The 15607-nt window shown below is 64.0% G+C and carries 14 protein-coding genes; 12 read left to right on the top strand and 2 right to left on the bottom strand.

Annotation, left to right across the window (positions count from 1 at the left end):
• Nucleotides 1-65: 65 nt before the first annotated feature.
• Nucleotides 66-1061, bottom strand: a complete 996-nt coding sequence (locus tag HNP02_RS03085; RefSeq protein ID WP_184434518.1) for an LLM class flavin-dependent oxidoreductase — start codon at nt 1059-1061, stop codon at nt 66-68.
• A 170-nt stretch (nt 1062-1231) separates the two neighbouring features.
• On the opposite strand from HNP02_RS03085, the gene HNP02_RS03080 reads away from it, so the two are divergent.
• Both HNP02_RS03080 and HNP02_RS03075 read left to right on the top strand, forming a co-directional pair.
• Nucleotides 1232-2242, top strand: coding sequence for a Rieske 2Fe-2S domain-containing protein (locus tag HNP02_RS03080; protein ID WP_184435055.1), 1011 nt, complete (start codon nt 1232-1234; stop codon nt 2240-2242).
• The gene (locus tag HNP02_RS03075; protein WP_184434515.1) at nt 2232-2843 is read left to right on the top strand and encodes a TetR/AcrR family transcriptional regulator; all 612 of its coding nucleotides are present in this window, start codon (nt 2232-2234) and stop codon (nt 2841-2843) included. The genes HNP02_RS03080 and HNP02_RS03075 overlap by 11 nt, the downstream gene beginning before the upstream one ends.
• A gap of 21 nt (nt 2844-2864) precedes the next feature.
• On the opposite strand, the gene HNP02_RS03070 is transcribed toward HNP02_RS03075, so the two are convergent.
• Complete coding sequence (locus tag HNP02_RS03070; protein ID WP_184434512.1) at nt 2865-3281, bottom strand: hypothetical protein; 417 nt, start codon at nt 3279-3281, stop codon at nt 2865-2867.
• Between the two features lie 1485 nt (nt 3282-4766).
• On the opposite strand from HNP02_RS03070, the gene HNP02_RS03065 reads away from it, so the two are divergent.
• The 10 genes from HNP02_RS03065 to HNP02_RS03020 are packed head-to-tail and all read left to right on the top strand — an operon-like array spanning nt 4767 to nt 15592.
• Nucleotides 4767-5480: an ABC transporter permease gene (locus HNP02_RS03065; RefSeq protein ID WP_184435038.1), complete on the top strand. Its 714-nt coding sequence runs from the start codon at nt 4767-4769 to the stop codon at nt 5478-5480.
• Entirely contained in the window at nt 5477-6325 is an 849-nt protein-coding gene (locus HNP02_RS03060; protein ID WP_184434507.1) for an ABC transporter permease, read from the top strand. The genes HNP02_RS03065 and HNP02_RS03060 overlap by 4 nt, the downstream gene beginning before the upstream one ends.
• A gap of 3 nt (nt 6326-6328) precedes the next feature.
• Nucleotides 6329-7852, top strand: coding sequence for an MCE family protein (locus tag HNP02_RS03055; RefSeq protein ID WP_184434504.1), 1524 nt, complete (start codon nt 6329-6331; stop codon nt 7850-7852).
• A 43-nt stretch (nt 7853-7895) separates the two neighbouring features.
• Complete coding sequence (locus HNP02_RS03050; RefSeq protein WP_184434500.1) at nt 7896-8924, top strand: MCE family protein; 1029 nt, start codon at nt 7896-7898, stop codon at nt 8922-8924.
• Nucleotides 8921-10384: an MCE family protein gene (locus tag HNP02_RS03045; RefSeq protein ID WP_184434497.1), complete on the top strand. Its 1464-nt coding sequence runs from the start codon at nt 8921-8923 to the stop codon at nt 10382-10384. The genes HNP02_RS03050 and HNP02_RS03045 overlap by 4 nt, the downstream gene beginning before the upstream one ends.
• Nucleotides 10384-11790 (top strand): MCE family protein, encoded by a 1407-nt coding sequence (locus HNP02_RS03040; RefSeq protein WP_184434492.1) that lies wholly within the window; start codon nt 10384-10386, stop codon nt 11788-11790. The genes HNP02_RS03045 and HNP02_RS03040 overlap by 1 nt, the downstream gene beginning before the upstream one ends.
• Nucleotides 11790-12938 (top strand): virulence factor Mce family protein, encoded by a 1149-nt coding sequence (locus HNP02_RS03035; RefSeq protein ID WP_221317163.1) that lies wholly within the window; start codon nt 11790-11792, stop codon nt 12936-12938. Before HNP02_RS03040 ends, HNP02_RS03035 begins: the two co-directional genes overlap by 1 nt.
• Nucleotide 12939: 1 nt before the next feature.
• A complete protein-coding gene (locus HNP02_RS03030; protein ID WP_184434488.1) occupies nt 12940-14415 on the top strand; it encodes an MCE family protein in 1476 nt (491 codons plus the stop codon).
• Nucleotides 14379-15050, top strand: coding sequence for an Mce protein (locus tag HNP02_RS03025; RefSeq protein ID WP_184434483.1), 672 nt, complete (start codon nt 14379-14381; stop codon nt 15048-15050). The genes HNP02_RS03030 and HNP02_RS03025 overlap by 37 nt, the downstream gene beginning before the upstream one ends.
• Nucleotides 15047-15592 (top strand): hypothetical protein, encoded by a 546-nt coding sequence (locus HNP02_RS03020; protein ID WP_309241383.1) that lies wholly within the window; start codon nt 15047-15049, stop codon nt 15590-15592. Before HNP02_RS03025 ends, HNP02_RS03020 begins: the two co-directional genes overlap by 4 nt.
• The last annotated feature ends 15 nt before the right edge of the window (nt 15593-15607 follow it).

Below are 15607 nucleotides of genomic sequence, written 5' to 3'. Positions count from 1 at the left end.
TGGGTCGGTCAGATGTACTACTCAGTAAACCATGTTGGGATAGTTTCGTTCTGAGGTTCACCAAGTCAATCCTGATGGGACATCAGCTTGATTGCCGCCGCGTCGTACCGTGCGCGTTGTCGGCGTCCGACCAGAAAACTCGGTGGCGACGTGAACGCGAGGTCGGGCAATCGCTTGCGCGCGGATAGCATTTCGCGTGCCTGCGCGGTATCCCCACACACGGCGATCGACCACAGCATGTCGTCGGTGACGTGATCGGCGATGCTCTCCGGTCGGCCGCTGCGGAACGCTGCGCGAATCGCCGCGACCTCGTCCTGCCAGCCGTGCAGCTCGACCAGCGAGTCGTAGGTCCGCACGGTCAGATAGAAGGCGATCTGCAACTTCGCGTCTCGAACGGCGCGCTGTGGGTCGTCGTCGTCGATCGCGGTGATCAGCCAGCCCCAGCGCCGCAGGTCGGCGACATCGCGTCCACTCGATTCGGCGCCGTGACGCAGTGCGGGCTCCACCAGTTCGGCCCACCAGCGATCGGTGAACAACCCATGTCCCAGAACGCCGTTGGCGACGCGACCCGCCGTTTGCGTCATGACCTTGTTGAATGCCCCGATCAGAATCGGCACGTCGAGTCGGCCGAGCACGGGAGCACGGATGTCCGCGTCGATCTTGTAGTACTCGCCGTGATACTGGATGGACTCGCCGTTTTCGGCGGTCAGGTACGCCCTGATCACCTCGATCAGTTCGCCCATCCGGGGTGCGGGATGGGCCGCTTCGACGCCGAACCAGTCCCGGTTCATCCGCGACGTGCCCGCCCCGAGGCCCAGGAAGACCCTGCCCGCAGACGCCCGGGACAGGTGACGCACCGCGGCGGCGTGGACGAATGGCGAGCGGGCGAACGCGTAGGCGATGCCAGGGCCGAACACCGCCGTCGACGTGTTGTGTGCCATCTCGGTCGCGGTCACGTAGGCGTTCAGATCGGCGAATTCGCCGGCGCAGAACGCACTTGCGCCTGCCGCTTCGGCCTGCGCCGCGAGCGCCTGGCCCGGCCATGGGAGTCCCCAGTCCATGATCCCTCACCGTCTGCTGAACGACATCGTTCACCTAGTAATACACGTCACTGTACCCGGGCGGTGCCATGGGACAAAGCGGAAGCCGTTCCAAATTTTCGACAAAGATGTCAAAAATGGGTAAGGTGAGGGCAAGACGCATGTGGCGAAAGGACGTCTCCGTGACGACGATGAAGGCATTGCCGAGCATGGTGCCCACCGGCTGGTTCCAGGTGGCGTGGAGCGCTGACGTTGCCATCGGCGACGTGCAGCCCATGCACTACTTCGGGCGGGATCTCGTCCTGTTCCGGGAGTTGGACGGTCGGGTCAAGGTGCTCGATGCGCACTGTCAACATCTCGGAGCCAGCCTCGCTCACGGCGGCTGCGTAGTGGAGGACGGCATCCAGTGCCCGTTTCATGGCTGGGTGTGGAACGGCGATGGCCGCAACGTCCGCATTCCCTACGAGAACCGTCCCAACAGGGGCCGTCGCGTGCGCTCGTATCCAGTGGCCGAGCTCAATGACTCCATCTACATCTGGCACGACGCCGATGCGCGACCGCCTCTGTGGGCCGCACCCGAAGCGTTCGAGGTCCTCGGTCCCCACGTGCGGGAAACGACGTTCCACCCCTTCGACCCCGAATGCCGGACGCGGTTCGAGAAGGTCAAGGTGCACCCTCAGGTGATCGCGGAGAATGCCGTGGATCCGCATCACTTCCGCTTCGTGCACCGGACCCCCATCAGCCCGGTGGTATTGCGCGAGCGGACCGACGACTCGACGTGGGTAGCCAAGGTTGGTTTCGGCAAGCGGTGGACCGACGGGGAGGACCGTGAGGGCGACACGATGAACACCATCGAGATCTACTGGTCGGGAATCGGCGTGGCCTTCAACGGCGAGCACATGCGTGACGGCATCCGCGTCATCTCCATCTGTGCGACGCCGGTCGATGACACCAGGTCCGACATCTTCGCCGGCTACTGGATCAGTGCTGAGGAGTCGGGCGCACCTGGCGACTTTCAGGCCAGGCTGGAATCGGCCAAACTGGCACTGCCGGACGACATCCGGATCTGGGAACATCAGCAGTACCTCGATCCGCCTGCGCTCGCGACGTCGGAAGCGGCGGGATTCCGCGCGCTGCGGCGGTGGGCAAGCAGCTTCTATCCAGAGCATTCGGCAGGCGAGCCAGTACCGCATGGCGTCTGAGGGCCTGCCCCCGCAAGCCGCGCGCAAGTCCGACCGCACCCGTGAGTCGATTCTGGATGCCGCGCGGATCGTGTTCGCGCGCAAGGGCTTCTCGGGGGTAACGATCCGGGACATCACCGACATGGCGGACGTCAACAGGGCAGGCTTCTACTACTACTTCTCGGACAAGACCGAGCTGTTCATCGAGCTCGGCACGGCGACCTACCGCCAGGTGCTCGAGGTCGTGCAGGAGTTCGGCGACCTCGGGATTCCACCCTCCCGTGAGGAGGTCGAGGGTTGGGTCGACCGGTACTTCGACTACCTCGACCGCAATGGGGCCTTCGTGATCCGATCTACGGAGGACATGCCTGCCGACCGAAAGTTCCGCGCGGCGGTGGCGCGGTCACATCGTCGTACGGCAGCAGCACTTGGGGAGGCCATCGCCAAGATGGCTCCTACGTGGGTCGACGTCGATCCGTCCGCTACCGGTCTGGTCGTGATGGCGATGCTCGAGCGATCGTGGCTGATGGTCCGCCACAACGAGATTGCCGCGATGTCTCGCGCGGCCGTGGCTACTGCTGCCGCCGAGATGCTGTGGCGATCGCTGAACGCTGGATCCTGATGGCGCCAACGGCCGTCGCGGTTACAGGATCGTGGACGTCGGCCCCACGGACGCGCAGATCGAGCCCTGTGTGGTGTACACCGAGCCACAGCCGGTGCCGTTGGTGATGTAGGTGGTCCCTGGCTTGTAGGGCACGAATACTTCCGCCTTCTCGGGAACGGCTCTGAAGGCGCACTGCGGCGGCGCGCTTCCTTGCGCTTCGATGCAGATGGTCAGTGAGTTGGGGCTGATGTGTCCCGTACACGGAAACGGCTTCAGCGAGGCAGTCACCATCGCAACGCCCGACACCGAGACCACCTGCGGCGCTGACATCGTGTACACGCAGGAGGGTGAGTCCCCGCCGTCGGACGGAGGACTGGCGGTGGCGATCGACGCGTGGGCGACACCGGCCAGTGTGAGCGCGAAGCTACTGACGACTGCGGCGAGGCACTGGTTCATGGTCCGGATCCTACAAGTGTGTACACGGCGTCAGAACACGAATCGGAGTCACGGTCCAGCCGGATCGGCGATCGACGGCGCCGCGCAGCAGCCGACGCGTGGTCGGTGCCGGTGTTCTTTCGGCGTTGGCGAAGATCCTCCGGCGAACAGGGAATCAACGCAAAGAAACGGCGCGAATCGGCAGGCAGGCGTCCATATGCCGCTAGCGAGCAACGAGGTGATATCCGCGGCGGGAGTGTCCGAAATGGCGCGTTGAGGCGCGGGCCCCGACTGCCGGATATCGGTAGCTATCTAATCCGATAAATGGATAGATGATTCACTATTTACAACGCGCCTGCCGCTGACACATTCTCCGTCGGAACAAAGGAGTCGGCTCGTCTTAATCGGACGTCGGCCGGGCTCGGAGCTTCCGGGCTCGACTTGGTCACCGACCGCGAAGGGGGCAAGGGCCGGAAGCTGGGCGGTCCGAGGGATCGGCGACCGCTCAGCGCACAGGTAGCCAACGCACCTGTCGGACGAACGTGACCCCGCGGGATATAGAACGTGATCAGCGGGGCGCACGGCCGGTAAAAGGGGTATGTCCCGAGACTTGGCTTGCGGCGACGCGGGTCGCTGTCGGCCGGATGCGCGAGCTCGTATCGGGCCGCTCAGGGGGTGGCCTGCGGGACGGGTCTGTAGTGCTTCGTGGCACGCGGATGCGCGTCGGGTGGCGAGTTTTGGCGCAGGTGTGAAACCGTGGCAATGGCCTTCATTTGATGACGAAACGCTGACTGGAAAAGGATCCTGTCCGCTTTCGGGACCCATTTACGGAGAACCATCTCCGTGGAGAAATGCAATCTTCTGGCCCGATTGATTGCGCCGTGAAGAGTGTTCACATTTGTCCGATAAATTCATCTCCATGTCCGCACAAATGTAATTCGCGGCAAATGGAAATACTTGCTGACATTGACGTGACGCCGTCTAATCTACGAGGCCCTGGCAAACTACAGCAACCGACTTTGGGTCTGCCTCGCGTTGTTCAACACGGCGGGATGAGACGATAGCCAGCTGCGCCGCACGGGGATGGCTCGTCGATGTCGATCGCATTTGATATTCGCACAGGCCTGCGCGGAGGGCGAAGTCGCTGGTGGGGCGCTCGCGGACCGATCTCTCGGAGATCGTGTGCGCGTCGCATTTGAGCCGACTCATGAGACGCTTGGCCTCGATCGTCACATAGGTGTCTAGCAAATCTCACTTGTTCTACTAGGTGGACTTGGATGCCCCCTTGTGTGAATCCTTCGAATGTTGCTCATGTCGAAAATCGTGGTGTACGGTTCGACGGCAGTGCTTGTGTTACTGGTCACAAGTTCGCGCAAGAGTGATCAGCGTTTAGCGGCGAAGGGATTCAGCACTCCATGCCAATCCGGATGACGCGTGAAGGGGGCGGTAGTGGTTAGTCTGCAATCCGCCGGCAAGCCCGTTCGCGCCCTCGGGGACTTCTTCGCGATGTCACTAGACACTTTCGTTCAGATGTTCAGGCCGCCGTGGGCATGGCGAGAGTTCATCCTGCAGACGTGGTTCGTGGCGCGGGTCGCCTTGCTGCCGACCATCCTTCTGTCGATCCCCTTCACCGTCCTGACCACCTTCACCATCAATGTGTTGCTCGTCGAGATCGGAGCGGCGGACTTCTCCGGAACGGGCGCTGCGCTCGGCACGGTCACCCAAACCGGCCCGATCGTGACGGTGCTGGTGATCGCTGGCGCCGGCGCCACCGCGATGTGTGCCGATCTGGGCTCACGGACCATCCGCGAGGAACTGGACGCGTTACGGGTGCTTGGCATCAACCCGGTCCAGGCACTCGTGGTGCCTCGGGTCCTGGCCGCCACGCTGGTGTCCCTTCTGCTCGCTTCCCTGGTGTGTCTCGTCGGCATCGCAGGCGGCTTCGTCTTCTCGGTGTTCTTCCAGAACGTCACCCCTGGCGCATTCGCCGCGGGGTTGACGCTCTTGGTGAAGGGGCCCGCCGTCATCACGGCGCTGATAAAGGCGGCGCTCTTCGGCCTCGCCGCCAGCCTGATTGCCTGCTACAAGGGCATTTCCGTCGGCGGGGGACCGCAGGGGGTCGGCAACGCCGTCAACGAAACGGTCGTGTACACGTTCATGGCCTTGTTCGTGATCAATGTGATCGCCACCGCGGTCGCCGTGAAGGCGGGAGCGACGTGAGCCTCGCGAGCAATCAGTTTCCGCGCCTGCGAAGCACTTTCATCGGCTGGGTTGACGGCTGGAATCGGATCGGCAGTCAGACTCAGTTCTACGCCCAGACCATCAAGGGCATCGCCGACGCCTTGTTTCGATACCAGAGCGAAGTCATCAGGCTCATTGCTCAGATGAGTCTTGGTGTTGGCGCACTGGCGATCATCGGCGGCACCATCGTCATCGTCGGGTTCCTGACGTTGTCCGCGGGCTCGCTGATCGCGGTGCAGGCCTACAACCAGCTCGACCAAATCGGCGTCGCGGCACTGGCAGGCTTCACGTCGGCCTTCCTCAACGTCCGCCTCGTCGGACCTCTGGTGGCAGGCATCGGCCTTGCCGCGACCATCGGAGCCGGCGCCACGGCGCAGCTTGGCGCCATGCGCATCAGCGAGGAGATCGACGCCCTGGAGGTGATGGGGATCCGCTCGGTTGCCTACCTGGCTTCCACCCGGGTGCTGGCAGGCGTGATCGTCGTCATTCCTCTCTACTGCGTCGCCGTGATCATGGCGTTCGTCGCCACGCGCACTGGCACCACCCTGGTCTACGGGCAGTCCACCGGCGTCTACGACCATTACTTCAACACGTTTCTGAATCCGATGGACCTCATCTACTCCTTCCTGCAGGCCGTCTCGATGGCAATCGTGGTGATGCTCGTCCATACCTACTACGGGTTCAACGCCTCCGGCGGGCCTGCCGGAGTCGGCGAGGCGGTGGGGCGGGCCGTACGTACCTCATTGATCGCCTCCGTGTTCGTGACTTTGTTCGTCTCACTGGCCATCTACGGCCAGTCCGGCGGACTCAACCTCTCGGGATAGCGCGTGGAATCGAGAAGAGGCAAGGGACTGGCTCCCGGATGGTGGACGCTGATCCTGTTGGCGGTCATCGCCGGCCTCGTCGGCAGCACCGGAATGATGTTCGTCGGCGCCTTCAAGCAATACGACACGGTGACGCTGACGTCCGACAGAGCGGGCCTGGTGATGGAGCCGGGCGCCAAGGTCAAGATGCGTGGAGTTCAGGTCGGTCGGGTTGGTGAAATCAACGGCGGCACCGGTCAGGTGAGCCTTCAACTGCAGATCGATCCCGATGTACTCCAACAGATCCCGGCGAACGTGGGGGCCGAGATCCGAGCCACCACCGCGTTCGGCGCCAAGTACGTCAACCTCCTCTACCCGAGCGATCCAAGCTCCCAGCACCTCGCTCCTGGCGCCGTGGTTCAGTCCTCCAACGTCAGCACCGAGGTCAACACCGTCTTCCAGAACCTGCGCGACGTGCTGCAGAAGATCGACCCCGCCAAGCTGAACTCCGTGCTCTCCGCGCTTGGCGAGGGCTTGCGTGGCCAGGGAGACCAGATCGGTCAGGGAATCTCGGACGGCAACGAGGTGCTGATGGCACTGAATCCGCGGTCCGAAACCGTGCGCCGAGACTGGCAGTCCCTCAAGGGTTTCAGTGATACCTATAGTGCTGCCGCGAAGAACATCGTGACGGTTCTGGATGCGGCGAGTACCACAAGCACGGCGATCACCGACAACGCGAAGAACCTCGACTCCCTGCTCGTCAGCGTGATCGGTCTGTCCCACAGTGGAATCGACCTGCTGGGGCCGAGCAAGGACAACCTGGTCAAGGCCTCCAACGTCCTCGTACCGACGACGGACTTGCTGATGAAGTACAACCCGGAGTTGACCTGCCTGATCCTCGGCGGCAAGGAGACCATCGACACCGGCTTCCTGGACGTGACCGGAGGTACCAACGGCAAGGGTGTGATTCTCGACGTCGCGCTGTTGGGCGGTGACGATCCGTACAAGTACCCGGACAATCTGCCGATCGTCGGCGCCAAGGGCGGCCCCGGCGGCAAGCCAGGGTGTGGTGCGCTACCCGACGTCACGAAGAACTGGCCGGTGCGGTACATGGTGACCAACACCGGTTGGGGTACCGGCAACGACATGCGGGTGAACCCAGGCATCGGTTTCCCGGGCTACGCCAATTACTTCCCGGCCACCCGTGGCGTTCCGGAGCCACCGAGCGTCCGTAATGGGAACGGACCTGCACCAGGGCCCATCCCGTACCCCGGCGCGCCCGCGTATGGCGCACTGCAATATGCCCCCGACGGCACACCGCTGTACCCGGGTCTGCCACCGGCACCGCCTCCTGGTAGTGCGCCCGATCCGGCGAGCCCCGTGGCGGGAGTCGAGCCCTTCACCCCGCCGTTCCCCGGGCAGGTCCAACCGACGCCGCTGCCGAGCCCCTCGGCGGCGCCGCCGCCGCCACCCCTTGTAGTGGGACCACCTGCGGCGGAAGGGGTCCCACCGCCAGGCGGAACGCCATTGCCTGCAGAGGCGCCTTGACCGTCGAACCATCCATGACCAACAGCCACGAGGAGTCGCAGCCGTGAAGGACAATTTGGGAGGGGCCCTGTGGCGCCTCGCCATCTTCGTGACGGCCTGTCTACTCGCGATGTTCGCGATGTTCGCGATCTTCGCTCAGCTGCGATTCCAGGCGGAGCGGACCTTCAGTGCCGAGTTCACCAATGTGTCCAGTCTGAAGGTCGACGACTTCGTCCGCATCGCTGGCGTTGAGGTGGGCAAGGTCAAGGAGATCCATCTCAAACCCGACACCACCGCCGTCGTCAAGTTCTCGGCCGACGACACCGTGGTCTTGACCGAGGGCACTCGCGCGGTCATCCGCTACGCGGACCTGATCGGCGGTCGTTATCTCGGACTCGAAGAGGGAGTCGGCGAAACCAAGACGCTCCCTGCCGGCGCCACGATCCCGATCACGCGCACGTCGCCTGCGCTTGACTTGGACGCGCTGATCGGCGGCTTCCGGCCACTGTTCCGTGCGCTGGACCCCGACCAGGTCAATGCCCTTTCCAGTCAGCTGATCCAGGCACTCCAGGGGCAGGGCGCGACCATCAACTCGTTTCTCAACCAGACCGGGGCTCTGACAAGCACTCTCGCGGACCGCGACGAGCTCATCGGGCAAGTGATCGTGAACCTCAACACCGTGCTCGGTTCGCTCGGTGATGACAACAAACAGTTCGGCAAGGCGGTGACCTCCCTTTCCGAACTTGTCGGCGGCCTTGCGGGACGAAAGCAGGACATCAGCAATGCGGTCGCGTACGCCAACTCTGCCGCAGGCGGCGTGGCCGACCTGTTGGCTCAGGCGCGGCCGCCGCTGAAGAAGGTGGTCGCCGAGACCGACCGCACGGCAGGCAACGTGCTGTCCGACAAGGGGTTCCTCGACAACTTGCTCGCCACGCTGCCGGACGCCTACCAGGTGCTCAACCGGCAGGGCATCTACGGCGACTTCTTCAGCTTCTACCTGTGCGACGTCGTGTTGAAGCTCAACGGCAAGGGAGGCCAGCCGGTGTACGTCAAGCTCGCAGGCCAGGACTCGGGCAGGTGCACACCACGATGATCTCGTTTCAGGAGCGCAACCCATTCATCATCGGCGCCATAGGAGTTGGGCTGACCGTTGCCGTGGCTGTTGGCGCGCTCAACTACGACAAACTGCCGTTCTTCAACGACGGCAAGGATTATTCCGCTTACTTCAGCGAGGCCAGTGGACTTGCCGCGGGTGCACCCGTCCAGGTATCGGGTTTCCAGGTGGGCAAGGTCACCGGCGTCGAACTCGACGGCGCGCGGGTGTTGGTCACCTTCGACGTCGCGAAGGACGTCCGGGTCGGGGACCGGACCGAGGCCTCTGTCAAGACGAAGACGTTGCTGGGTTCGAAGTACCTCGAGGTCGTGCCGCGCGGTGACGGCGAGCAGTCCGGCGCCATCCCCGTGGAGCGGACCAAGCCCGCGTATCAGCTCGCGGACGCCCTCGGTGACCTGACGGCCACGATCAGTGGCCTCAACACCGACCAGGTCTCCAGCTCGCTGCAGACGCTGGCAGAAACGTTCGCCGACACCCCGCCCGCGTTGCGAGTCGCCGTCGAGGGGGTCGCGCGGTTCTCCGAGACCATCGACAAGCGCGATGCCGAGCTGCGCAAGCTCCTGGAAAACGCCAACAAGGCCACCGGCGTGCTGAGCGAGCGAAGCGACCAAGTGGTCAGCCTGATCCGCGACACCAATGCGCTGCTGGCCCAACTGGAGACGCAGGGCGCGGCGCTGGATCAGATCTCCGGCAACATCGCCGCCGTGACCCAGCAGATCAAGGGTTTCATCGCCGAGAACCGCGAACCGCTCAAGCCCGCGCTGGACAAGCTCAACGGAGTCTTGGCCCTTATCAACAATCGCAAGGCCGAGGTCCAGAAAGCTCTGAAGGGCCTGAACAAGTACGCGCTTGGGCTCGGTGAGTCCGTCGGTTCCGGTCCGTTCTTCAAGGCCTACGTGACCAATCTGCTGCCTGGGCAGTTCGTCCAGCCGTTCATCGACGCGGCGTTCTCCGACCTCGGTCTCGATCCCAATGTGCTCCTGCCGTCGGAACGCAACGACCCACAGGTCGGTCAGCCGGGCACACCCGCACTACCGATCCCGTATCCGCGGACCGGACAGGGCGGCGACCCTCGGATGACCATCCCTGACGCGATCACCGGTAAGCCGGGCGATCAGGGGTGCGGTCCGCCTGGCTTGCCATTGCCCGGCCCCACCGGTTGCTACCCCTACCGCCAACCGCTACCCGCGCCGCCGCCCGGCGGCCCCCCGCCAGGCCCGCCGCCGCTGGCACCGACGCCTGGTCTGCAAAACGTCCAGACCCCCTACGGTCCGATCGAAGTGCCTGCGCCAGGACAGGATCCACCCGTGACCCAACAATTGGGCCCGCCGCCACCGCTGTCCGACCCGCCGGTCGTCGGGCCTGCCGCCCCTGGCCCGGCGGGGGCCAACAACCCCGCGCCGATCGGCCCTGTCCAGCCAGCTGAAGGGACGCCGTGATGAAGAATTCGCGAATCGCGCGGATTGCCCTGGCGGCGGTTCTTGCAGTCGTGCTGATCGCCGGCGTCATCGTCGTGAACGGCGCGTCGGGCACTGTTGGCAAGACCAAGATCGTGGGGTACTTCGCGAACAGCAATGGTCTGTTCCCAGGTGACAACGTGTGGGTGCTCGGCGTGCCGGTCGGCAAGGTCGAGACGATCGAACCGCAACCCGACCGCGCGAAGATCACCTTCTACGTGGAAGGCAAATACCAGATACCGGCCGACGCCAAGGCGGTCATCCTGTCGCCCTCGCTGGTCAGCTCGCGCGCCATCCAGCTCACACCCGCCTACACCGGCGGTCCGGAGATGAAGAACGACACGGTGATTCCGCAGGAACGCACTGCGGTCCCGGTGGAGTTCGACGACCTCCGCGTACAACTCAAGCGACTGGCCGAGACATTGCAGCCGACCACACCCGGTGGGGTAAGCACATTGGGCGCATTCGTCCACACCGCGGCCGACAATCTCCGCGGGCAAGGCGTGAGCATCCGCGACACGATCATCAAACTGTCGCAGGCGTTCTCGGCCCTTGGCGACCACAGCAAAGACCTGTTCAGCACGATCAAGAACATTTCCATCCTGGTCTCGGCCTTGGAGAGCAGTCGGGAGTTGATGCGAGAGCTCAACGGCAACCTCGCCTCGGTGACGGGGGCGCTATCGAACGGCCCGAATGAGGTCGGCAACGCCATCACATCGATCAACGACGTCGTCGGCGACGTGCAGAGCTTCGTTGCCGACAACAAGGAGTCATTGGGCACGACATCAGACGAGCTGACCAAGATCACGACGACGCTGAACGAGAGCATCCCAGATCTCAAGCAGCTGCTTCACGTGGCGCCCAACGCGTTCCAGAACTTCCTGAACATCTATCAGCCGGCGCAGGGTGCGTTGACCGGCGCGCTGGCGGTCAACCAATTTGCCAATCCGGTCGAATTCATCTGCGGCGCAATTCAGGCCGCATCGCGACTGGGAGCTGAGCAGTCCTCGAAGCTATGCGTGCAGTACCTAGCGCCGATCGTCAAGAACCGGCAGTACAACTACCTGCCGCTCGGCGAGAACCTGTTCGTCGGCGCACAGGCCCGGCCCAACGAAATCACCTACAGCGAAGACTGGATGCGCCCGGACTACATTCCGCCGCCGGCGGGCTCACCTCCAGGACCCGGAGGGACGCTTCCGCCTGCGGGTGCTCCGTTCACCGAATTCCAAGAGCCCGCAGGCAATCCGCCTCCTGACCCGCCGTACGTGCCGAGCACGCCCCCACCACCCGGCGGTCCGGTCGACCAGCTTGCGCCTGCGGCGCCGGTGTCGACCGACCCGTCCGCCGGCCTGCCTGGCCTGATGGTGCCGCCCGGAGGAGGGGCATGATGTCGGACCGACTGCGGCGGGTGGTTCGTGCGATCGTGTCGAGCGGCCTCACCGCGTTGCTGGTGGTGGGCGCGTCTGGCTGCGGCGACTGGCAGGGCGCCAACTCGCTGCCGTTGCCAGGGACGCAGGGCAAGGGGTCGGGTTCCTACACCATCCAGGCGCAGCTGCCGGACGTCGACAACATCGAGCGCAACTCCCGGGTTCGCGTCGGCGACGTCACGGTCGGAAACGTGACGAAGATCGAGAGGCAGGGCTGGCACGCGCTTCTGACGATGTCGATCAACGGCGACGTGGTTCTGCCGGCGAACACGACCGCTGCCGTCGGGCAGACCAGCCTTCTCGGCTCGCTGCACGTGGAGTTGAACCCGCCAAAGGGCGCGCCGGAGGGCAGGCTGAAGGACGGTGCGCTGATCCCGTTGAATGATGGGTCGTTCTATCCCAGTACGGAGCAGACGCTGGCGTCTGTATCGCTGGTGCTCAGCGGCGGCGGGCTCGGCAACATCCAAGACATCACCCAGGCACTGAGCACCGCGTTCCGCGGCAGGGAAGACGATCTGCGCAGCCTGATCACTCAGCTGGACAAGTTCGTCAGCTACCTCAATGACCAGACCGGTGACATCATCGCCGCCTCGGACAGCTTGAACAATCTGGTCGGCCAGATCGCCGAGCAGAAGCCCGTGGTGGACAAGGCTTTGAAGACGATTCCCGACGCACTGGCTGTTCTCAACGACCAGCGCAACAACCTGGCCGATGCCCTCGATCAGCTAGGGAAATTCAGTGCGTTGGCTGCTGACTCGGTAAATCAGTCGAAGGACGCGCTGGTCAAGAACCTTCAGAATGTCGGCCCGGTGTTGCAGTCGTTGGCCGACTCCGGCATAGCGCTGACCCGCGCACTGGACTTTTACTCGACGTTCCCGTTCCCGAAGCCGACGCTGACGAAGTGGCTCCGCGGAGACACGGCCAACCTCGTCGCCGTCATCGACCTGACGCTGAGCCGGCTGGACGCCGGGTTGCTGACAGGCACGCGTTTCGAGGGCGAACTGACCGAGCTGGAACTGCAGTGGGGCCGCACCATCGGCCAGATGCCGAGCCCCTACACGGCCCGCAACCCGCTAACCGTGCCCTACCACTTCGACCAGGGACCCTGATATGCATCTGAGCAGGCGAATCTGGATCCAGCTTGCGATCTTCGTCGTCGTCGCGCTGAGCGCGATGCTGGTGATGGCCTTCGGCTACGTGAAGCTTCCGAAGCTGCTCGGCGTGGGGATGTACGACGTCACGTTGCAGCTGCCCGAGGCCGGTGGACTCTACGAGCGTGCCAACGTGACCTATCGCGGCACCGAGGTCGGACAGGTGAAGTCCGTCAAGCTCGTCAACGGCAACGTCGACGCGGTGTTGGCGCTCAAGTCGGGGATCGACATTCCGTCGAATCTGGAGGCGGAGGTGCACAGCCAGAGTGCGGTCGGTGAGCAGTACGTAGCGCTGCTGCCGCGAGACGGTACGTCACCGCCGCTGAAGCAGGATGACGTGATCACCCGTGACCGCAGCACGGTGCCGCCTGACATCAACGAACTGCTGAACGCAACCAACCGAGGCCTCGAGGCCATCCCCGGTGATGATCTCAAGACGACCATCGACGAGAGCTATACGGCGTTCGGCGGTCTGGGGCCCGAGATCTCGCGCTTCATCAAGGGCTCGACCCAGCTGGGCATCGACGCGAAGGCGAACCTGAACGAACTGACCAACGTGGTCGACAACGTGGGTCCCATCCTCGACACCCAGACCGACACATCGGATTCGGTGCAGACGTGGGCGTCGCACCTCGCCACGATCACCACATCGCTCAAGGACAACGACGGGGCCGTGCGCGGTGTGTTGCAGAATGCGGCCCCGGCCGCCGAAGAGGTCAGTGCCCTCTTCGAAAAGCTGCAGCCGACGCTGCCCATCGTGCTTGCAAACTTGGTGAACGTGGGACAAATGGCGGTGACCTACCAGAACGACATCGAGCAACTCCTGGTGCTGCTGCCCTCCGGCACCGAGATGATCCAGGGTGTCGGTATCGCCAACCGGAACACCAAACCGGACTACAAGGGTGCCTACCTCAGCTTCAACCTCAACGTCAACGTGCCGCCGACATGCAGCACCGGTTTCCTGCCTGCCTCGCAGAAACGGGCAGGCGCCCTGATCGATTATCCCGACACACCAGATGGTGACATGTACTGCCGGGTGCCCCAGGACTCGACGCTGAATGTCCGCGGCGCACGCAACATTCCGTGCGAGACCAAGCCGGGCAAGCGGGCACCGACCGCGGCGATGTGCGAGAGCGACGAGAACTACGTGCCGCTCAACGACGGCTTCAACTGGAAGGGTGACCCGAACGCGACACTTTCGGGGCAGGCGGTCCCGCAGCCGCGTACCGGTACGCCTGCAGCCGCGGCCGAAGCCGCAGGAGTCCCTCCGCCAGCGGCACCTTCACCACCGGGAATCGCGGCGGCGGAGTACGACCCTGCCACCGGCAAGTACATTGGGCCGGACGGCAAGGTCCATACCCAATCGAACCTCGCAAGGGACGCCTCGAAGGATCAGACATGGCAGTCGATGCTGCTTCCGCCACCCGGGAGTTGAGTTCGCCGGGCGGCGATTTGGACGAGGTCCAAACTGCAGCAGACGAATCCGTACCAACCGATGCACACGACGTCGCCGATTATGACGAGGCGGTTGGTGAAACGGACGTTGGGGATGCGGCTGCCGACGGCATCCAGCCGGCACGCCATTTACCGACTCCGTTGGTGCTCGCGTTCGTCGCCGGGATGGTCAGCGTCGTGGCGCTGGGTGCCCTCACGGGTTGGCTCGGCTATCGGGCGCATCGATCCCAGCAGGTGAAGGCCGAGCGTGAACTGTATCTGCGGATCGCCGACGGGGCCGCCGTGGACATCACGAGCATCGACTACCGGCACGCCGACGCCGACATCAAGCGGATCCTGGACTCCGCCACGGGACAGCTCCACGACGAGTTCGCCAAGGGGGCAAAACCCTTCGTGGACATCGTCACCAAGGAGAAGTCGAGCTCGCAGGGCACTGTCATGGCGGCGGGGCTGGAATCGGTCGCGCCAGGCGAGGCACAAGCCATCGTTGCGGTGTCGGTGACGACGTCCGTCGCCGACAAACCTGCAGGACCACCGCGGTCCTGGCGAATGCGTCTCACCGTGCAGAAGTCGGGTGACGATTTCAAGATCTCCAGTGTCAGGTTCGTGACGTGAGCACCCCGGACGGAACGGCGGGGGAGGCCGACGGCCCGGCGGAAACCGTTGAACGTGGCATTGATTGGCGGCGCGTGCTGGTGTACGGACTGCTGCCGGGCCTGACCCTGATCCTCGCGATGACCGCAGGTTTCATGAAGTGGCAGGACTCGTCGGTGCGGACCTCCGAGTTCGTCGCAGCCGAATCAGTACAGGCTGCAAGGGATTCCACTGTTGCGCTACTGACCTACAAGCCAGACACCGTCGAACACGACCTGACCGCGGCCCGCGATAGGACCACCGGCGCGTTCCGTGATTCCTACACCGACCTGATCGAGAGGGTCGTCATACCCGGCGCCAGGCAGCAGCAGATCTCCGCTACGGTGACGATCCCGGCGGCTACGTCGGTGTCGGCGGAGCCGAACCATGCGGTGGTGCTGGTGTTCGTCAACCAGGCCGTAACGGTGGGCAAGGAAAGACCCACGAGTAGCCAGTCCAGCATGAAGGTGACCATGGACCGGGTCGGCGACCGTTGGCTGGTCTCAGGATTCGACGCCGTCTGAACTCAACGGCGCGCG

The organism is Mycobacterium sp. AZCC_0083 (genome assembly GCF_014202335.1).
GTDB lineage: Bacteria > Actinomycetota > Actinomycetes > Mycobacteriales > Mycobacteriaceae > Mycobacterium.
Note: the sequence above shows the minus strand (reverse complement) of the source record. Positions and strands in the feature narration are given on the sequence as shown.

What these genes read in the sequence shown, in the direction of transcription:
- HNP02_RS03080 (WP_184435055.1), top strand. Translation starts at nt 1,232, where the DNA reads ATGAAGGCATTGCCGAGCATGGTGCCCACCGGCTGGTTCCAGGTGGCG.
- HNP02_RS03030 (WP_184434488.1), top strand. Translation starts at nt 12,940, where the DNA reads ATGCATCTGAGCAGGCGAATCTGGATCCAGCTTGCGATCTTCGTCGTC.
- HNP02_RS03085 (WP_184434518.1), bottom strand. Translation starts at nt 1,061, where the DNA reads ATGGACTGGGGACTCCCATGGCCGGGCCAGGCGCTCGCGGCGCAGGCC.
- HNP02_RS03035 (WP_221317163.1), top strand. Translation starts at nt 11,790, where the DNA reads ATGTCGGACCGACTGCGGCGGGTGGTTCGTGCGATCGTGTCGAGCGGC.
- HNP02_RS03045 (WP_184434497.1), top strand. Translation starts at nt 8,921, where the DNA reads ATGATCTCGTTTCAGGAGCGCAACCCATTCATCATCGGCGCCATAGGA.
- HNP02_RS03040 (WP_184434492.1), top strand. Translation starts at nt 10,384, where the DNA reads ATGAAGAATTCGCGAATCGCGCGGATTGCCCTGGCGGCGGTTCTTGCA.
- HNP02_RS03070 (WP_184434512.1), bottom strand. Translation starts at nt 3,281, where the DNA reads ATGAACCAGTGCCTCGCCGCAGTCGTCAGTAGCTTCGCGCTCACACTG.
- HNP02_RS03075 (WP_184434515.1), top strand. Translation starts at nt 2,232, where the DNA reads ATGGCGTCTGAGGGCCTGCCCCCGCAAGCCGCGCGCAAGTCCGACCGC.
- HNP02_RS03065 (WP_184435038.1), top strand. Translation starts at nt 4,767, where the DNA reads ATGTCACTAGACACTTTCGTTCAGATGTTCAGGCCGCCGTGGGCATGG.
- HNP02_RS03025 (WP_184434483.1), top strand. Translation starts at nt 14,379, where the DNA reads ATGGCAGTCGATGCTGCTTCCGCCACCCGGGAGTTGAGTTCGCCGGGC.